12 protein-coding genes are annotated in these 15,168 nt (G+C 46.4%); 8 read left to right on the top strand and 4 right to left on the bottom strand.

Annotation, left to right across the window (positions count from 1 at the left end; genetic code table 11):
- Positions 1 to 44 precede the first annotated feature (44 nt).
- The 5 genes from SHEWMR4_RS09095 (at position 45) to SHEWMR4_RS21085 (ending at position 5,437) form a co-directional block, all read left to right on the top strand.
- Positions 45 to 689, top strand: a complete 645-nt coding sequence (locus SHEWMR4_RS09095) for a HEPN domain-containing protein (protein WP_011622496.1) — start codon at positions 45 to 47, stop codon at positions 687 to 689.
- Between the two features lie 783 nt (positions 690 to 1,472).
- Entirely contained in the window at positions 1,473 to 3,170 is a 1,698-nt protein-coding gene (locus SHEWMR4_RS09100; RefSeq protein ID WP_157037026.1) for a class I SAM-dependent methyltransferase, read from the top strand.
- A gap of 319 nt (positions 3,171 to 3,489) precedes the next feature.
- Positions 3,490 to 4,413, top strand: coding sequence for an IS5-like element ISSod12 family transposase (locus SHEWMR4_RS09105; RefSeq protein WP_011622498.1), 924 nt, complete (start codon positions 3,490 to 3,492; stop codon positions 4,411 to 4,413).
- A 296-nt stretch (positions 4,414 to 4,709) separates the two neighbouring features.
- Complete coding sequence (locus SHEWMR4_RS21080) at positions 4,710 to 4,907, top strand: hypothetical protein (RefSeq protein ID WP_227499235.1); 198 nt, start codon at positions 4,710 to 4,712, stop codon at positions 4,905 to 4,907.
- Positions 4,908 to 5,197: 290 nt separating this feature from the next.
- The gene (locus SHEWMR4_RS21085; protein ID WP_227499236.1) at positions 5,198 to 5,437 is read left to right on the top strand and encodes a hypothetical protein; all 240 of its coding nucleotides are present in this window, start codon (positions 5,198 to 5,200) and stop codon (positions 5,435 to 5,437) included.
- 112 nt (positions 5,438 to 5,549) lie between these two features.
- Here SHEWMR4_RS21085 and SHEWMR4_RS09115 read toward each other — a convergent pair whose 3' ends face one another.
- Positions 5,550 to 6,926: an L-serine ammonia-lyase gene (locus SHEWMR4_RS09115; protein WP_011622499.1), complete on the bottom strand. Its 1,377-nt coding sequence runs from the start codon at positions 6,924 to 6,926 to the stop codon at positions 5,550 to 5,552.
- 384 nt (positions 6,927 to 7,310) lie between these two features.
- On the opposite strand from SHEWMR4_RS09115, the gene nagZ reads away from it, so the two are divergent.
- The 3 genes from nagZ (at position 7,311) to SHEWMR4_RS09130 (ending at position 9,817) form a co-directional block, all read left to right on the top strand.
- Positions 7,311 to 8,339 carry a beta-N-acetylhexosaminidase gene (gene nagZ, locus SHEWMR4_RS09120; RefSeq protein ID WP_011622500.1) on the top strand — a complete coding sequence of 343 codons (1,029 nt, stop codon included), beginning with the start codon at positions 7,311 to 7,313 and terminating at the stop codon, positions 8,337 to 8,339.
- Between the two features lie 81 nt (positions 8,340 to 8,420).
- Positions 8,421 to 8,960: an alpha/beta hydrolase YcfP gene (gene ycfP, locus SHEWMR4_RS09125; RefSeq protein WP_011622501.1), complete on the top strand. Its 540-nt coding sequence runs from the start codon at positions 8,421 to 8,423 to the stop codon at positions 8,958 to 8,960.
- A 584-nt stretch (positions 8,961 to 9,544) separates the two neighbouring features.
- Entirely contained in the window at positions 9,545 to 9,817 is a 273-nt protein-coding gene (locus SHEWMR4_RS09130) for an acylphosphatase (RefSeq protein WP_011622502.1), read from the top strand.
- 127 nt (positions 9,818 to 9,944) lie between these two features.
- Here the strand turns inward: SHEWMR4_RS09130 and SHEWMR4_RS09135 are convergent, their stop codons facing one another.
- The 3 genes from SHEWMR4_RS09135 to SHEWMR4_RS09145 all read right to left on the bottom strand — a co-directional run bounded on the left by SHEWMR4_RS09135 (position 9,945) and on the right by SHEWMR4_RS09145 (position 15,162).
- On the bottom strand, positions 9,945 to 10,976 hold the full coding sequence (locus tag SHEWMR4_RS09135) for a peptidoglycan binding protein CsiV (RefSeq protein ID WP_011622503.1): 1,032 nt from the start codon (positions 10,974 to 10,976) through the stop codon (positions 9,945 to 9,947).
- Positions 10,976 to 14,458, bottom strand: coding sequence for a transcription-repair coupling factor (mfd, locus tag SHEWMR4_RS09140; RefSeq protein WP_011622504.1), 3,483 nt, complete (start codon positions 14,456 to 14,458; stop codon positions 10,976 to 10,978). The genes SHEWMR4_RS09135 and mfd overlap by 1 nt, the downstream gene beginning before the upstream one ends.
- Positions 14,459 to 14,544: 86 nt before the next feature.
- A complete protein-coding gene (locus SHEWMR4_RS09145; RefSeq protein WP_011622505.1) occupies positions 14,545 to 15,162 on the bottom strand; it encodes a hypothetical protein in 618 nt (205 codons plus the stop codon).
- Positions 15,163 to 15,168 lie beyond the last annotated feature (6 nt).

The raw sequence follows: 15,168 nt of genomic DNA on the forward strand, positions 1-15,168 counted from the left end.
TATAAGCCTGTTAATAAGGTAAAGATCGTTAAGGATCAATAGCAATGGATTTTGTACAGCTAAAAAATCAACAAAGGATATTACGTGAACAGTCACCGACCAATCTCAACTTGCGAGTTCATCGAGCGTTAAGCTGGTTGCAACGAGCTGAAATGGCGGATGATGACGATGGTCGTTTTATTTTTCTCTGGATAGCATTTAATGCTGCTTATGCCACTGAGATTGATGAACGATTTAAGTTGTCAGAACAAGAATCTTTTAAAGGTTTTTTAGAGAAGCTGTGCGAGTTAGATAAACAAAAACAGATAGATCAGTTAGTTTGGCGGGAATTTTCAGGCAGTATCCGTATCTTACTTGATACCCCGTTTGTGCTACAAAGTTTTTGGGATTTTCATAGCGGTAAAATAACTGAAGACAAATGGAAAGAGCGGCTTCAACAAGGTAAAAAGATGGCGAGCCACGCCTTGTCGAGTGGTAATACTCCTATTTTGCTTGGTGTTATTTTTAACCGCCTCTATACGATGCGCAACCAATTAATCCATGGCGGTGCAACATGGAATAGCTCTGTTAATCGCAAGCAACTTAAAGATTCTGCTAGTTTACTCAGCAAACTTGTACCATTGATTATAGAAATAATGATGACTCATCCTGAAACACTTTGGGGAGATGCATGCTATCCTGTGGTATAAAAGCTAGGCGCACAGGTAAAGTAGCTTAAGTGAATTAGGTCAAATGAAAGGAGAGGCTATTCATAATTCTGTGTCAGGTTAGTATCACAGTTCGAGAGTGACGAAGCCGTAATTTAGATAAGGTCAGACCCTGGCATTGATCCATCAAAATAAGTCACAGATGTGCGAATATTGGTTAAAAATAACGACTAACGTTATTTGTGCTAAATTTATATTGACTTTTCAGAATTAATATAAAAGCAATTAAATACAATTGCTTACGTTGTTATTTTAACTTAAAATTGAGGAGTCGAATTCTCAGGGTAAGTCATTGGTCTAATTGAAGAAAATGTCAAAAATCAGAAGTAATGCAAAAAGTAATGCAGCCATGTTTATGGTGTATTTTAATTATATTTTTCAAGGCATTACATCATGAAGTAGACTCCCTCTCTCACCGCCACATTTAAGCAAAGGGAATCAGTATCTTACTGGTTCCCTTTGTTGTTTCTGGGCAAAATCTGCGTTTCCCTGTCCGTTTATGCCCGCATTAAACCCCATCATTTCAGGTATGCGACTTGCTATGCGTTGCGAGTCTTTCGGTATCCACTTGCCATAGCGCTTCTTGAGCATCGTGATGTTTCACACTCAAGTTGGCATGCTAGCCATATGTGGTTCGTTTTAACAAAACAGCCAACACTGTGACGCTGAACGAATTCAAGAATATTGTTTACTGTTAACTAATTGATTCATTGATTTAAATTGAGTTAGCATAGGGTGTATTCGCTCAGTGGATTTTCAAATGCTGTGAACAATAAGACAATAGAGTTTTACTCAAAAAGTGCTGAACAGTTTGCATCTCAATACGACAGCTTGTCTTTCGAAGCTGTTCATAATGAATGGCTCGAATATCTTCCTAAAGAGGGAATGATACTCGATGTTGGAGCTGGTTCTGGACGTGATGCTCGTTATCTCGCGCAACGTGGTTACAGTGTTGTAGCCGTTGAACCTGCCAAAGCACTATTAGAAATAGCAAAACAGCGCTCTATGGATTTAGACGTTTTTTGGCTCAATGACTCTTTGCCTGAGCTTTCCTCTGTCTTTGCATTACAAACCAAATTCGATCTTATTTTATTAAGTGCGGTTTGGATGCATATCCCGCCATCTCACCGCCAACGTGCTTTCCGTAAATTGAGTTCATTGCTCAAACCTAATGGGAAGATGGTGATTTCGTTACGACATGGCGCTAGTCCTGATGATAGGCCGATGTTTGATGTGAGTTCGTCAGAAGTGGCTGAATTAGCAAGCCAATTCGGCTTACAGTTTGAGATAGTTAGAGCATCTCAAGCTGATCAGCTTGGAAGATCCGCAGTTGTTTGGGAAACAGTTATATGTACCTTACCTGATGACGGCACTGGGGCATTTCCACTGATCAGAAATATCGTGGTAAATGATAGTAAGTCATCCACCTATAAGTTGGCTTTACTGAGGGCATTATTACGAATTGCTGAAGGACATGCTGGAGCTGTCATCGAACAACATGAAGACTCTGTTTTACTACCATTAGGACTCGTGGCGTTGTACTGGCTTAAGCTATATAAGCCGCTTGTGGATGGTCCTAAACCGATGCAGCAAAGCAGCAATGTCAATAAAGGGCTCGGATTTATAAAACCAAATGGCTGGGGGAGTTTGGCTAGCTTTGCTAACAACGATTTTTATTTAGGTGCTGCGTTTGTCGAGACTTCATTAATCGATGCGGTGCATCACACACTAAAAGATATTAGCTCCACTATCAAAAATATGCCGGCAAAATATATTACCTTGCCAGGTACTGATAAGGCTGTATTTGAAGTTGAAATACTGCCGAATAGCTCCCCGAAAAGCTATCTATCAATAGATTTCAATTATCTGAAGTCATTTGGTATTTTTAAAGTACCCAAACGAATTTGGGATTCGTTAACCCAGTACAGTATTTGGATTGAACCAGCACTGATCAACGAGTGGTGTTCAGTTATGGCTGGGTATGAACTTAATAAACAGCATGCTTATAGTCAGGTCGATTTTTATGCTGCGCTGAAGTGGGAAGATGCTCAGCGTAATACGCAGCAGATCAGAGACAGAGTACAAGAACTGCAACAAGTTGCGGATCTGAACTGTTGTTGGAGTGGGGCTCTGTTGGATCATAGTGAATTTGCGATTGACCATGCTTTTCCATTTGCGCGATGGCCTAATAACGATCTTTGGAATCTACTTCCGACTAAGCACTCCATTAATGCTAATAAAAGTGATCGTCTTCCGACAAAATTGAGAATGCAGCAATCTAAGGATTGGATCCTTGATTGGTGGGAGATTGCTTGGAGCGAGAACAAAAATGTATTTTTTACGCAGGCAAGTTTTGCATTGCCAGGGTTAGGTGTTAATACAAACCAATTCGGTGATGTATTTGAAGCGATGCTTTTTCAGCGAGATCGAATAAAGTCACTTCAACAATTAAAGGAATGGTAATTGGATATGGATAGCTTTATTGAATAGTTTAGTCATTCTCCAATATTTTAATATTCACGCAATACGAGTGTTTTCTGCAACCTAAAAAATACCAATGGATGGTGTAAATAGTTGGTTTACTGATTCAAAATATGTCTCGATGCAACTTTTTTCTATTTATGGCGTTGCTAACGCAATACTATTTCGCATTTATCGTTTATTTATCTTCAGCTTATTTAGACACATTTCTAAGCTTGCTAGACTTTGTTTCCTAAATAGGTTGAACTAAAACCGTAGCCGCAGATCTGATCGGCATCGCTTATCAACTTACCCATCAACCGTGTCAAAGCCTCGTTATAAAACAACCAACTGGAAGCAATACAACCAAGCCTTAATCAACCGCGGTTCACTTACCTTCTGGATTGATGAGGATGCAATTGCTAAGTGGAAAGCCAAGGTCGAGCCGCCCAAGAAAGGTCGCCCTCAATTATTTAGCGACTTAGCCATTACCACTGCGTTGATGGTTAAGCGTATTTTCTCTATGCCACTGAGAGCCTTACAGGGCTTTATCAATTCGGTGTTTAAACTGGGTGACATCCCATTATCTTGCCCGCATTACACCTGTATCAGTAAACGCGCGAAAACGGTCAATATTGCTTTTAAAACCAAGACTCGCGGCGCCATTGAGCACTTAGCTATCGACTCGACAGGCTTGAAGGTCTATGGCGAAGGTGAGTGGAAAGTGAAGAAACACGGCACAGATGGAAAGCGCAGAGTGTGGCGTAAACTGCATATTGCCGTAGATACACATAGCTATGAAATTATTGCCGCAGAAATCAGTTTATCAGGTGTAACAGACGCTGAAGTGATGCCCAATTTACTTAAGCAAACCCATCGAAAAATCCGTAATATCTCGGGTGATGGTGCTTACGACACGAAAGCTTGTCACGAAGCCGTTCGTCGAAAACGCGCTTTAGTGCTTATTCCTCCTAGGGAAGGTGCTGCGCTATGGGAACAAGGGCATCCACGAAACTTAGCCGTCAGTTGGCAACAGCTTCATGGCTCAAATAAGCAATGGAAAAAACGGTATGGTTATCATCGCCGCTCAATCTCAGAAACCGCAATGTACAGGATAAAACAACTGCTAGGAGGCACGTTGAGCATGCGGAATTATAACGCTCAGGTGGGAGAAGCTTACGCGATGATTAGGGCTTTGAACAAACTCACTGGGCTAGGTATGCCTGAAACCCACTATATAGCTTGATATTTGAACAATGATGAGAGTTTCGTTCGCTGACTCGATTTAGGAAACAAAGCCTGGTGAATGTGCCATCTGTATTTAATCTTTCCGAATCATCGTTGCAATCTCCATACTCGACAAATTAAATAAGTTAATTACTTAACTCGTTATATCTCCCTTAAAGCTTACACCACCGACTAGATTATTAATGCAAGAAAATATTGTAAAAAACATTTATCATCAGCAGGTTAGTTGCACTTGTTCTAGATATTTTGGTTGTGCTTGGATTACGAAAGAATGTTATAGATAAAGGAGTTATGATGAGAAAGATAATACGAGCGAAGTCTACTCTTGCAGGTGGCTGCGCCTCCTACACTTCGCCCGGTGACTGTGTGGCTATTGGTAGTTTGGCGGAATCGGATATTAATGCGCTGATGTCAGTACAAGCGGCTGCAACATTTCCAGCGCATATTGCTGTCGCACGTATTTTGGCGCCGGGTTATGTATCCTATCATTGAAGCAGTTTTGGTACTGGGCGTTACAGTGTGGTGACTACCCGTGAAGTCGAAACCGAAGCCGATTTTACTCAGCTAGCCAAAATGCCGCAGGTGGCAGTGATTGCACCGTTAAACCGTATTTTATTGCCGGAGCAGTTAGATTCCACAAATCACTGTGGGAGGCCGCGTCAAGGCTCAAGTCGGATATCTTACTGATTTATACCTTCGATACCTCTTTCCATGCGGGTGAGCAGCAATTTGCGCCGTTAAATGTGATTTCCCTTGGGCTGTTAAAGAATAAAGAAGTGAGTGTGACGACAACCGTATCGGCGGCTCTGTTTGATGTGCGCACCGAATATTTGTATGGATTAGCGGAGTCGACGGCTAAGGAAAGTCGAAACGCGTCGGAATGGAGCACCTCTGATGCGGTCGATGATTTGCGAAGGGTGCCCGAAAAACAGGTGTTTTCGCAGCTTATTCCTGAAATTGAAAAAACATGGGCGGGAGTGATTTCCCAATATGTGAATTCGTCAATGAAGGTGACGAATTAAACTTTGACGCGTTTTAAGATAAACAAATGCCGCGCTTAATCGTTTAGGTTTGAACGTTAAGCGCGGCAATTTACTTAGGACAAACCGCTTAAGGATTAACAGCTTAAGTGGATTAACACTCTACAATGTTCACAGCGAGGCCGCCTTTGGCGGTTTCTTTGTATTTACTGCGCATATCTTTACCTGTATCCATCATGGTTTTTATCACTTTATCCAGTGATACCTTGTGGTTGCCGTCGCCGCGCAGCGCCATGCGTGATGCGTTAATCGCTTTGATTGCACCCATCGCATTACGTTCAATACAAGGAACTTGTACTAGGCCGCCTACGGGGTCGCAGGTCAGGCCTAGGTTATGCTCCATGCCAATTTCAGCCGCGTTTTCAACATGTTCGACTGTGCCGCCCATGATCTCGGTCAATGCGCCAGCGGCCATTGAACAGGCTACACCAACTTCGCCCTGACAGCCGACTTCAGCGCCCGAAATCGAGGCATTTTTCTTGTATAAAATACCAATCGCAGCAGCGGTTAACAGGTAACGGGCGCAAACATCGATATCGACTTCTTGCACGAAGGTATCGTAGTAGCACAGCACGGCAGGGATAATGCCCGCGGCGCCGTTTGTTGGTGCGGTGACAACGCGATCGCCAGCAGCGTTTTGCTCGTTTACCGAGAGGGCGAATAAATCGACCCAATCCATTGCGGTTAACGGATCGACGTTGTTACGGCCTTCGGCTTTGAGACGACGATAGAGTGCTGGTGCGCGGCGACGCAGTTTTAAGCCGCCAGGCAGAATACCTTCCTTCTGATAACCCCGTTCGATACAGGTTTTCATGGTTTGCCAGATATTCCACAGTTTAGCTTTGACTTCTTCTTCGCTGGCGAGGCTAAGCTCGTTGGCCATCATTAGGGAAGAAATGCTCAGGCCATGTTCAGTACATAAATCCAGTAATTGGGCACTGCTATTAAAATCGTAAGGTGCTGATTCAATTTGTGATGCTGGTGAGGCATTGCGCTGATGGATTTCATCTTCGTCTAAGATAAATCCGCCGCCTACAGAGTAGTAAGTGCGCTCAAAAATACATTCGCCGTTGCTGTAGGCATACAGTGTCATGGCGTTGGCATGGGCGGGTAGCGTTTTGCGTCTGTGGTAGGTAATGCCGTCTTCACGGGTAAACTTGACTACTTTGCCGCAGCTGAGGGTGAGGGTCTCATTTTTAGACACTTGTTCTAGAATGCCATCGATGCTGTCGGTGTCGACGGTTTCTGGATCTTCACCCATTAAGCCTAAAATTACCGCTTTACCCGTGCCGTGACCTTTACCCGTTTGGCCGAGGGAACCAAACAATTCGGCTCGTAATTCATCTACTTGGGCAATTTTGCCCGAGTCAGCAAGGTGCTGCATAAAAATTTTGCCCGCTTTCATGGGGCCAACAGTGTGTGAACTCGAAGGGCCAATGCCGATCTTGAACATATCGAATACGCTAATCATGATTGAAGTCCTGTTGTGTCTCGATTTTTATTTTAGTATCTGTGTGGATGATCTTTACAGTTATGGCACCAATACGCTGGTTTTTATGTCGTAAACTCTGGCAAACTGCTGTCATCAACCACGCAAAATTTGCTTGTGTGATACGCTTAAGACCAGTATCCCACAGATTAGTATCAAGATTCACATTAGTTTTTTTGATTAGAAGGACTTCGGATAAGCTGAGCTTAATTAGCTTGTGGTGAATGTCGAATTAATCGGCTAGATAATCGCTTTGTGGCAAAGTCTGACGGCGAATGGCTCGCTTTACGGGGATTTTTGTGAACCCAGTGGCCAGTATCGCTATGGTTATTTTTTGAGTATGAATAAGAATTTTTAGGGAGAAATATGAGTTATCTAATGTTGGATCTGCTGTCTTTAGATGTTAGCGAAGCTGAAGCCGAGATGCTGCGCCATCCGCAGGTGGGTGGTTTGATCCTGTTTTCCCGCAATTTTTCCAGCCGTGAGCAGTTAATTGCCTTAGTGCAACAGATCCGCCAAATTCGTCCCGAGATTTTGATTGCCGTTGACCATGAGGGCGGGCGAGTACAGCGTTTCCGTGAAGGATTTACCCTGATCCCGGCCATGGGGGATATTTTGCCCGCGGCTAAGGGCGATATGGTTCTTGCTAAACGTTGGGCCTGTGAATTAGGCTTTTTAATGGCTATCGAATTACTCGCCTGTGACATCGACTTAAGTTTTGCGCCTGTGCTCGATCTTAACGGCATCAGCCAAGTCATTGGTAAACGTAGTTTTAGCGCAAAGCCCGATGAAGTGATTGCGTTAGCGCAGAGTTTTATTGAGGGTATGGCCGAGGCAGGCATGGGCGCTGTGGGTAAGCATTTCCCCGGTCATGGTAGCGTGGCGGCGGACTCCCATATCGCGCAACCTATCGATGAGCGTGAAGCTGAGGCGATTTTTAATCAAGATATTTTGCCATTTAAAGAACTGATTGCTAAGGGTAAATTATCGGGCATTATGCCAGCCCATGTCATTTACCCTAAAGTTGACCCTAATCCTGCGGGCTTTTCAAGCTACTGGTTAAAGCAGATCCTACGCAAAGAGCTGGGCTTTAACGGGGTGATTTTCTCCGACGATCTGGGGATGAAGGGCGCTGCCTTTGCAGGAGATTATTTAGGCCGTGCCCAAGCTGCGTTGGATGCGGGCTGCGATATGATTTTGGTCTGTAACGATAATCCGGGCGTTATGTCACTGTTAAATGGCTTTGTGTGGCCCGCCGCGGCGCCACAACATCCTGCGAGTTTACTCAAACCCAATGCAGCGCAGACAGCTATCGCATTAGAAAATGCTAGCCGTTGGGAAAATGCCAAGCAGCTGGCTGAGCAAATCCAACTCGCACAACAGGCAAAAGTTTGATGTAGCGCAAGGTTCTGCAATGAATATTTGCTAGGGTTAGTAGCATGCGCCGTGTTTGGCAGATTGTTAAAAGGTCTCAATATGATTTTTTATCTTCATGGATTCGATGCAACTAGCCCTGGTAATCACGAAAAAATGCGTCAGTTGCAGTTTATTGACCCTGATGTGCGGCTTATCAGCTACAGCACTTTGCATCCCAAGCATGATATGCAGCATTTATTGAAAGAAGTCGCCAAGCAAATGCAGTATTGCGACGATCCCGCACCGTTAATGGTCGGGGTCGGCCTAGGGGCGTATTGGGCTGAGCGAATTGGTTTTTTAAACGGATTAAAGTCAGTGTTAATCAATCCCAATCTTCATCCCGAAGAGACGATGCAAGGGAAAATTGACCGCCCGGAAGAGTATGCCGATATCGCCAATAAGTGTGTCTCTGAATTCAGGTTGAAGAATACCCACAAAGCCATGTGTATTTTGTCTCGTGTGGATGAAGTGCTCGACAGTGAGGCTACGGCCGAGGCGCTTAAGCCTTATTACACCATCGAATGGGATGAGACGCAGACCCACAAGTTCCCGCAGTTAGCCGCCCATTTACCTAAGATAAAAGCCTTTAAGTTGGGTTAAATCGTTATTCGCTTATCTTTTCGTTAAAGAGGCTTATCGCGGAATATTCTGGCGATAAGCGCTTTTGCATCTGTTAATGTTTTCCCCTTCAAGAAGCATGCTATTTTCAAGCTGTTGGTGTTTGGTTACCTCGTATGAGTGAAGCCAGACCTGCGATGAAGTTATGCTGTTATTTGGAACGTTAGACGGTATATGTGGTTGGTTTAGCTGGTTATTTCAGCAAGAAGCATTAAATACACTCTATTTGTATGGCTTTATCTATCATTTTGTTGAAATTAATCATGAATTGTGTAAAGTAGCCCCTCTTAATAGTTTGTTACAAAATGCTACAAACTTTTATGCCAATTTGTCCATTCATGGATAACCTTTTGCGTATGTCGCCCGACACAGCTAACAGCGGTCTCGTTAGCTGTTTTTTTATGCTTGCTTTTTTACTCTTAAATCCATTACTTAGCAAAACTCTCCCTTATCACAGCTGAAAACTCGGCTATGCTTAGGCTGGAATCGTTTTTACGTGAGCGACGCAAAGACGCATGATAATAACCGCATGCTAATAACAAGGCTCACCTTACAGGGGAGGCGCAATGAAACGGGTGCTTATTCAATTAACGGGAAAAGTGCAGGGTGTGGGCTGCAGACATGCGACCCTAACAAAGGCTCGCACGCTTGGTGTCACAGGTTATGTGACTAACTGCGCCGATGGCAGTGTTGAAATTCTTGCCCAGGGCAGTGATCCTGCGGTGGATAGTCTTATCGCCTGGTGTGAGGTCGGAGTACCTTGTACCGATGGATTGAGGGTGACGGTGAATGAAGACCAAGGTGATGATATTTATTTGGATTTCTCGATAGTGCGCTAATTTTATTTTTATACTTTCGGCGTCACCAGTATGGCTGTTCACCCCTTAGGCAATAAAAAACCTTAGGCAATAAAAAAGCGGTAGGAATTGCATGACCGCTTTTTTATTCGAGCAGGGCTAATGGGTTTTAAGCGTTAGGTTGCGCCATCTTACGGATTTGGATCACCATGCCCATTTCAGGATGATCGAGATAATGGATCTCATCACTTTTCACTCGACGATTTTGCTCCAGAGGAATAGACATTAAATAAGGCGTCATCACTTTAGCTGGGGCAGCGACAGTACTTGTTGCTGCTGTGTTTATGCTCGCTTCATCGGCTGCCGCAGGCATCAATTTGCGGCCTTCTTTACGCAAATTGAGCGCGGTTTCGATATACAGATAATGGCTAAGATAAATATTGAGCGTGCCATCGAGTTGCCACACGGGAGAGGGCAGTAGTGGCGCAGATGTTTCTGTCATCATGCCAGTCGTGCCGTTAGCACCTTGCATAGCGCTGGCCATGGCTTGCTGCACAATTTGACGACCATCGAAGTGATAACTGGCGGAATAATCTTTACCCGCAAACAGGCGAATGGGCACTGAGCCACTCTTGCCCATCATAGGTTGTTGCCATGTCATATGCAGTAAGCTGCGGTTACCACGTTCTCTCGATAGGCTATTGATGATGCTTGCAAATTGGCCTTGGCTGCTGGCGAGTAACACAGGGCCGCTACCTTGAGACGCGTAGGCTTGGCTACCACTGCCGATTTCGGATGGGATCACACTCGGATAGCGATAGCTGGTCACCGCATTTGAGCTTGCAGTGCTTGGGCCTGAAATGGCCAAGGCGCCGCCGTTACTCATGTCGGGAGTGGCGTCCGTATTCGCACCAGTGTTGGTGTTTTCAGCGCAATGGCTATTGGCATCGGCGTCATACACTAAGGTGCAGGGCGCGGATTCATTGCCCATGGAGACCACAGCTTGACCCACAACCGGTGAAATCAGATCGATAGCGCGGTTGGTTTTGGTCTCAATTGGCGCCATCGGCCATTGTTCGGTCGACTGGCTTTGGCGTTCAAAAATATAGACTTCAACCTCGAACCAAGCTTCAGCACGGGCAAGTGAACTGTGTGAAAGTGCAATAAGTGTAGCGATAGAGACCGCGAGTTGACGTAACACTATTTATCTCCAAGACGATGTTGCGATAGTTGTTCGAGCAAGAGTTTGACCAAAGCGAGCCTATCTTTTGCCGTTTCGGCATTGAGGATGAACTTTAACTTATTCGGCCCATCCATTCGATAGATTTGTGGCTGACTTTGCAGTAATCCGATGATAAAGCCGGGATCAATCACATGATCATCACTAAATTCGATGCTGCCGCCCTTGGCATGTACCTCAATTTTAGTCGCGCCCAGCCGAGTTGCCTGATGTTTATATAAAGTCATTTCCATCAGGTTTTTGGTGGCCTCGGGCAGCAGACCGAAGCGGTCGATAAGCTCAACCTTGAGTTCATCTAAGGCTTCTTCACTGTCACAACTGGCGATGCGCTTATAGAGTGACAGGCGAATATTCACATCACCGACATAGTCTTCCGGCAATAGCGCAGGGATCCTTAGCTCCATCTCACATTGCTGATTGAGCATTTGCGCCAGCGATGGCTCTTTCCCCAGTTTGAGTGCCTTGACCGCCGATTCCAACATTTCCATATAGAGACTAAAGCCGATTTTAGAAATATGGCCGCTTTGCTCATCGCCCAATAGCTCACCCGCGCCGCGGATCTCTAAGTCTTGGGTAGCGAGCATAAAGCCTGCGCCTAAATCCTCGAGGGCATCGATGGCTTCGAGGCGTTTGCGGGCATCGCTGGTCATGCGTTTAGGATGCGGTGTCATCAAATACGCATAGGCTTGATGGTGAGAGCGACCGACGCGGCCACGCAGCTGATGCAACTGGGCTAAGCCGAAGGTGTCGGCGCGTTCGATAATAATCGTATTCGCACTGGGGACGTCGATACCGGTTTCGATAATAGTGGTACAGACTAACACGTTGAATCTTTGATGATAAAAGTCCGACATCACCCGCTCAAGATCCCGTTCACGCATTTGACCATGGGCCACCACCACCCGCGCTTCGGGTAGCAGGGTACTAATATCTTGGGCGCATTTCTCAATGGTTTCGACATTGTTGTGCAAATAATACACTTGGCCACCACGGAGAATTTCACGCAGTATGGCCTCACGCACGGTGGCGGGATCGGATTCGCGCACAAAGGTCTTCACCGCCAAGCGTTTAGCGGGAGGAGTCGCAATAATCGATAAGTCGCGCATCCCCGACATCGCCATGTTTAAGGTGCGGGGGATCGGAGTGGCGGTGAGGGTCAAAATATCCACGTTGGCGCGCAGCGCCTTGATTTTCTCTTTTTGTCTTACGCCGAATCTGTGTTCTTCATCGATGATAAGCAGGCCTAAGTTTTCAAACTTTGCCTCGGATTGCAGCAGCTTATGGGTGCCAATGACGATATCGACTTTGCCTTCTTCGAGCTGCTTCAGCACTTGAGTTTGCTCTTTGGCGGTTCTAAAGCGTGACATCACCTCAATTACGACGGGCCAGTCGGCAAATCTGTCTTTAAAGTTTTCGTAGTGCTGCTGGGCGAGTAGCGTGGTGGGCACTAGCACCACCACCTGTTTACCCGCATTCACCGCCACAAAGGCGGCGCGCATCGCGACTTCAGTCTTACCAAAGCCCACGTCACCGCAGACGAGGCGGTCCATGGCGACGGGGGATTGCATATCGGCAAGTACGGCATGAATCGCGCTTTCCTGATCGACGGTTTCTTCAAAGGGGAAACCCTGGGCGAATTGCGCATACTCTTCATCGTTGATGTCGCAGCTCTCACCGGGGCGTGCTTGACGGCGAGCGTAGACATCGAGCAGCTCGGCAGCCACATCGCGGATTTTCTCAATCGCTTTGTTTTTTGCCTTGGCCCAAGTGTCGTTACCGAGTTTATTGAGGTGCGCATCGCCATCGGCGCCGACGCTGTAGCGGCTGATCATGTGCAGGTTGGACACGGGCACATAGAGTTTATCGCCGCCCGAGTATTCCAGCTGTAGGTATTCGGCCACTAATCCGCCGGTATCTAAGGTGACTAAGCCTTGATACAGCGCCACACCGTGCTCTAAGTGCACAATCGGCTGGCCGACTTTGAGCTCGGCTAAGTTTTTGATCAGAGTATCGTTGCTGATCTGGCGTTGTTTTTCACGGCGGCGCTGCTGGGAGATGCGATGACCAAAGAGTTCGGTTTCGCAGATGATGCTGACGGCGGTTTGCTTTCCTAGCCCGAGTAAACAACCACGGGAGAGGGGAGATACAATTAGGCCAAGTTTGGCATCACTTTGAATAAATTCATCAAAATGGCCGAATAACGCCGGTTTTAACTGGATTTTACCTAAGAGTTCGAGCAAGGCTTCGCGGCGGCCTTCCGATTCGGCACTAAACAACATCCGCGGCGCATGTTCGGCGTAATCTTGCAGCGCAATCAGTGGCTGCTTTAACTTGTGATTAGCGCTTACCTCGGGCAACACACTTGCATCAATCTGTACTGCGCCAGCGACGACATCGGGTTGCGGCGCAATAAACTGATAGCGAGGCAGCGGCTTAAAGGCGGCAAATAATTCTTCTATCAGTAAATACAGCTCTTTTGGTGCCAACAGCGGCCGCAATGGGTCGACCCGTCTGTCTTCATAGCGGGTTTCTACCTCTTGCAAATGAGCGCGGGCGGACTTTTCGATATCGCCTAGGGTGACTAACTGAGTGTCCTTCGGCAGATAATCGAACAGTGTCGCGACTTCATCGAAAAACAGTGGCAGATAGTTCTCAATGCCCGCGGGCATCAAATTGCGGCTCACCAGTTGATAAACTGATTCAGGCTCCTTGACTATGACCTCAAAACGGCGGCGATAACGCTGCCTAAAACCTTCGATGGCGCTGCTGTCGGTAGGGAATTCCTTGGCAGGTAATAGGCGCACCGCATCGACTGGAGTGGATGAGCGCTGGGTTTCAGGATCGAAATGACGAATGGTCTCGACTTCATCATCGAACAGTTCGATACGCAGCGGCATATTCACGCCAGTAGGGAAGATATCGAGAATCGAGCCACGAATAGCAAACTCGCCATGTTCGTAAACCTGTTCGACCAAGTGATAACCCGTGTCGGTTAACTGTTGGCGCACATCATGGAGCTGATATTTATCGCCTTTTTTAAGCACAAACACATTGGAGCTTAAATAGGATTTCGGTGGCAGGCGCATCATCAGCGTCGTCACTGGCACTATCACTACGCTGTGCTCGGCTTGGGTGATTTGCGACAGGGTTTCTAAACGCTGGGAAATCAAATCCTGATGGGGCGAAAAACTGTCGTAGGGCAGGGTTTCACGGTCAGGGAACAGTCGCACCTTAATCGCACTTTTAGCCAACAAATAGTTGAGCTCTAACTCGATACTCAATGCCGTCGGCGTATCACTGGTCACAATCAGTGTCGTGCCCTTGTGTTGGCGAACTAGGCTGGCGAGGGTAACGGCTTGACCAACCCCAGCGAGACACGACAGGGTTTGCATTTGAGTTCCATTTTTGACAACGGGCGGTGTTAGGGCTGAAATTTGTGTCATTGGTGTGGGATAAACTGATTCATTCACAATAAGTTGCGTTCATTGTAGTGACTTGGGCGCTAGGGTGCCAGCAAAAACGCTAGCCTTTATTGGCGCTCGTCACGGGCCTGTTTACGCAGTTTAAGTTGTTTTTGTTGCACATTGAGGCTCGCTTTGACCAGTTGCTCGACATCCGCATCCAGTATTTGACTAAACTCGAGGTCAACGAGATAGGGCAATGCGGCGTTGGGGCTCTGTACTTGCCCATCGGATTGGCCTTCCTGTGAAACTAAGCAGGCCGTGACCTTAGCAAAGCATAAAATGGCGACCAATTCTTCGTGGATAAATAAGGTCACTTTATATTGGCGACCAAGGGGGAGGGCCTCACTGCTCATCAGGCGAATACCACTGCCACCAAACTGACAACCGCTAAACTTTTCGCCTTCTTGCACTTCTTTTTCGAGCACATGCTGCAGGACTAAATCGACCTTGCGGGATTGGAGTTTGAGAAAGTCCACTACTACCTTGGCTTCGTTGTCTAAATGCCGCAGTTGCAACAGGCAACTGGCCTCGAGGGCTTTGACTTCGCTCAGTAGCTGGATCCCCAAGGATTGCATTGATCTTAAAGCCATTTCACTGGGTAGAGGCTGGTTTTCGTCCCAGAGGCTTAAGTAAGCGGTGAAGGGGTGAGGCACACTAAAATACGGATTGGTGTCAGTGAACAAGGCTTG

The sequence above is a fragment of the Shewanella sp. MR-4 genome, assembly GCF_000014685.1.
In the GTDB taxonomy this organism is placed as follows: Bacteria; Pseudomonadota; Gammaproteobacteria; order Enterobacterales; family Shewanellaceae; genus Shewanella.

What these genes read in the sequence shown, in the direction of transcription:
- SHEWMR4_RS09130 (WP_011622502.1), top strand. Translation starts at nt 9,545, where the DNA reads ATGAAACGGGTGCTTATTCAATTAACGGGAAAAGTGCAGGGTGTGGGC.
- mfd (WP_011622504.1), bottom strand. Translation starts at nt 14,458, where the DNA reads ATGACACAAATTTCAGCCCTAACACCGCCCGTTGTCAAAAATGGAACT.
- SHEWMR4_RS09095 (WP_011622496.1), top strand. Translation starts at nt 45, where the DNA reads ATGGATTTTGTACAGCTAAAAAATCAACAAAGGATATTACGTGAACAG.
- SHEWMR4_RS09115 (WP_011622499.1), bottom strand. Translation starts at nt 6,926, where the DNA reads ATGATTAGCGTATTCGATATGTTCAAGATCGGCATTGGCCCTTCGAGT.
- SHEWMR4_RS21080 (WP_227499235.1), top strand. Translation starts at nt 4,710, where the DNA reads ATGAGAAAGATAATACGAGCGAAGTCTACTCTTGCAGGTGGCTGCGCC.
- ycfP (WP_011622501.1), top strand. Translation starts at nt 8,421, where the DNA reads ATGATTTTTTATCTTCATGGATTCGATGCAACTAGCCCTGGTAATCAC.
- nagZ (WP_011622500.1), top strand. Translation starts at nt 7,311, where the DNA reads ATGAGTTATCTAATGTTGGATCTGCTGTCTTTAGATGTTAGCGAAGCT.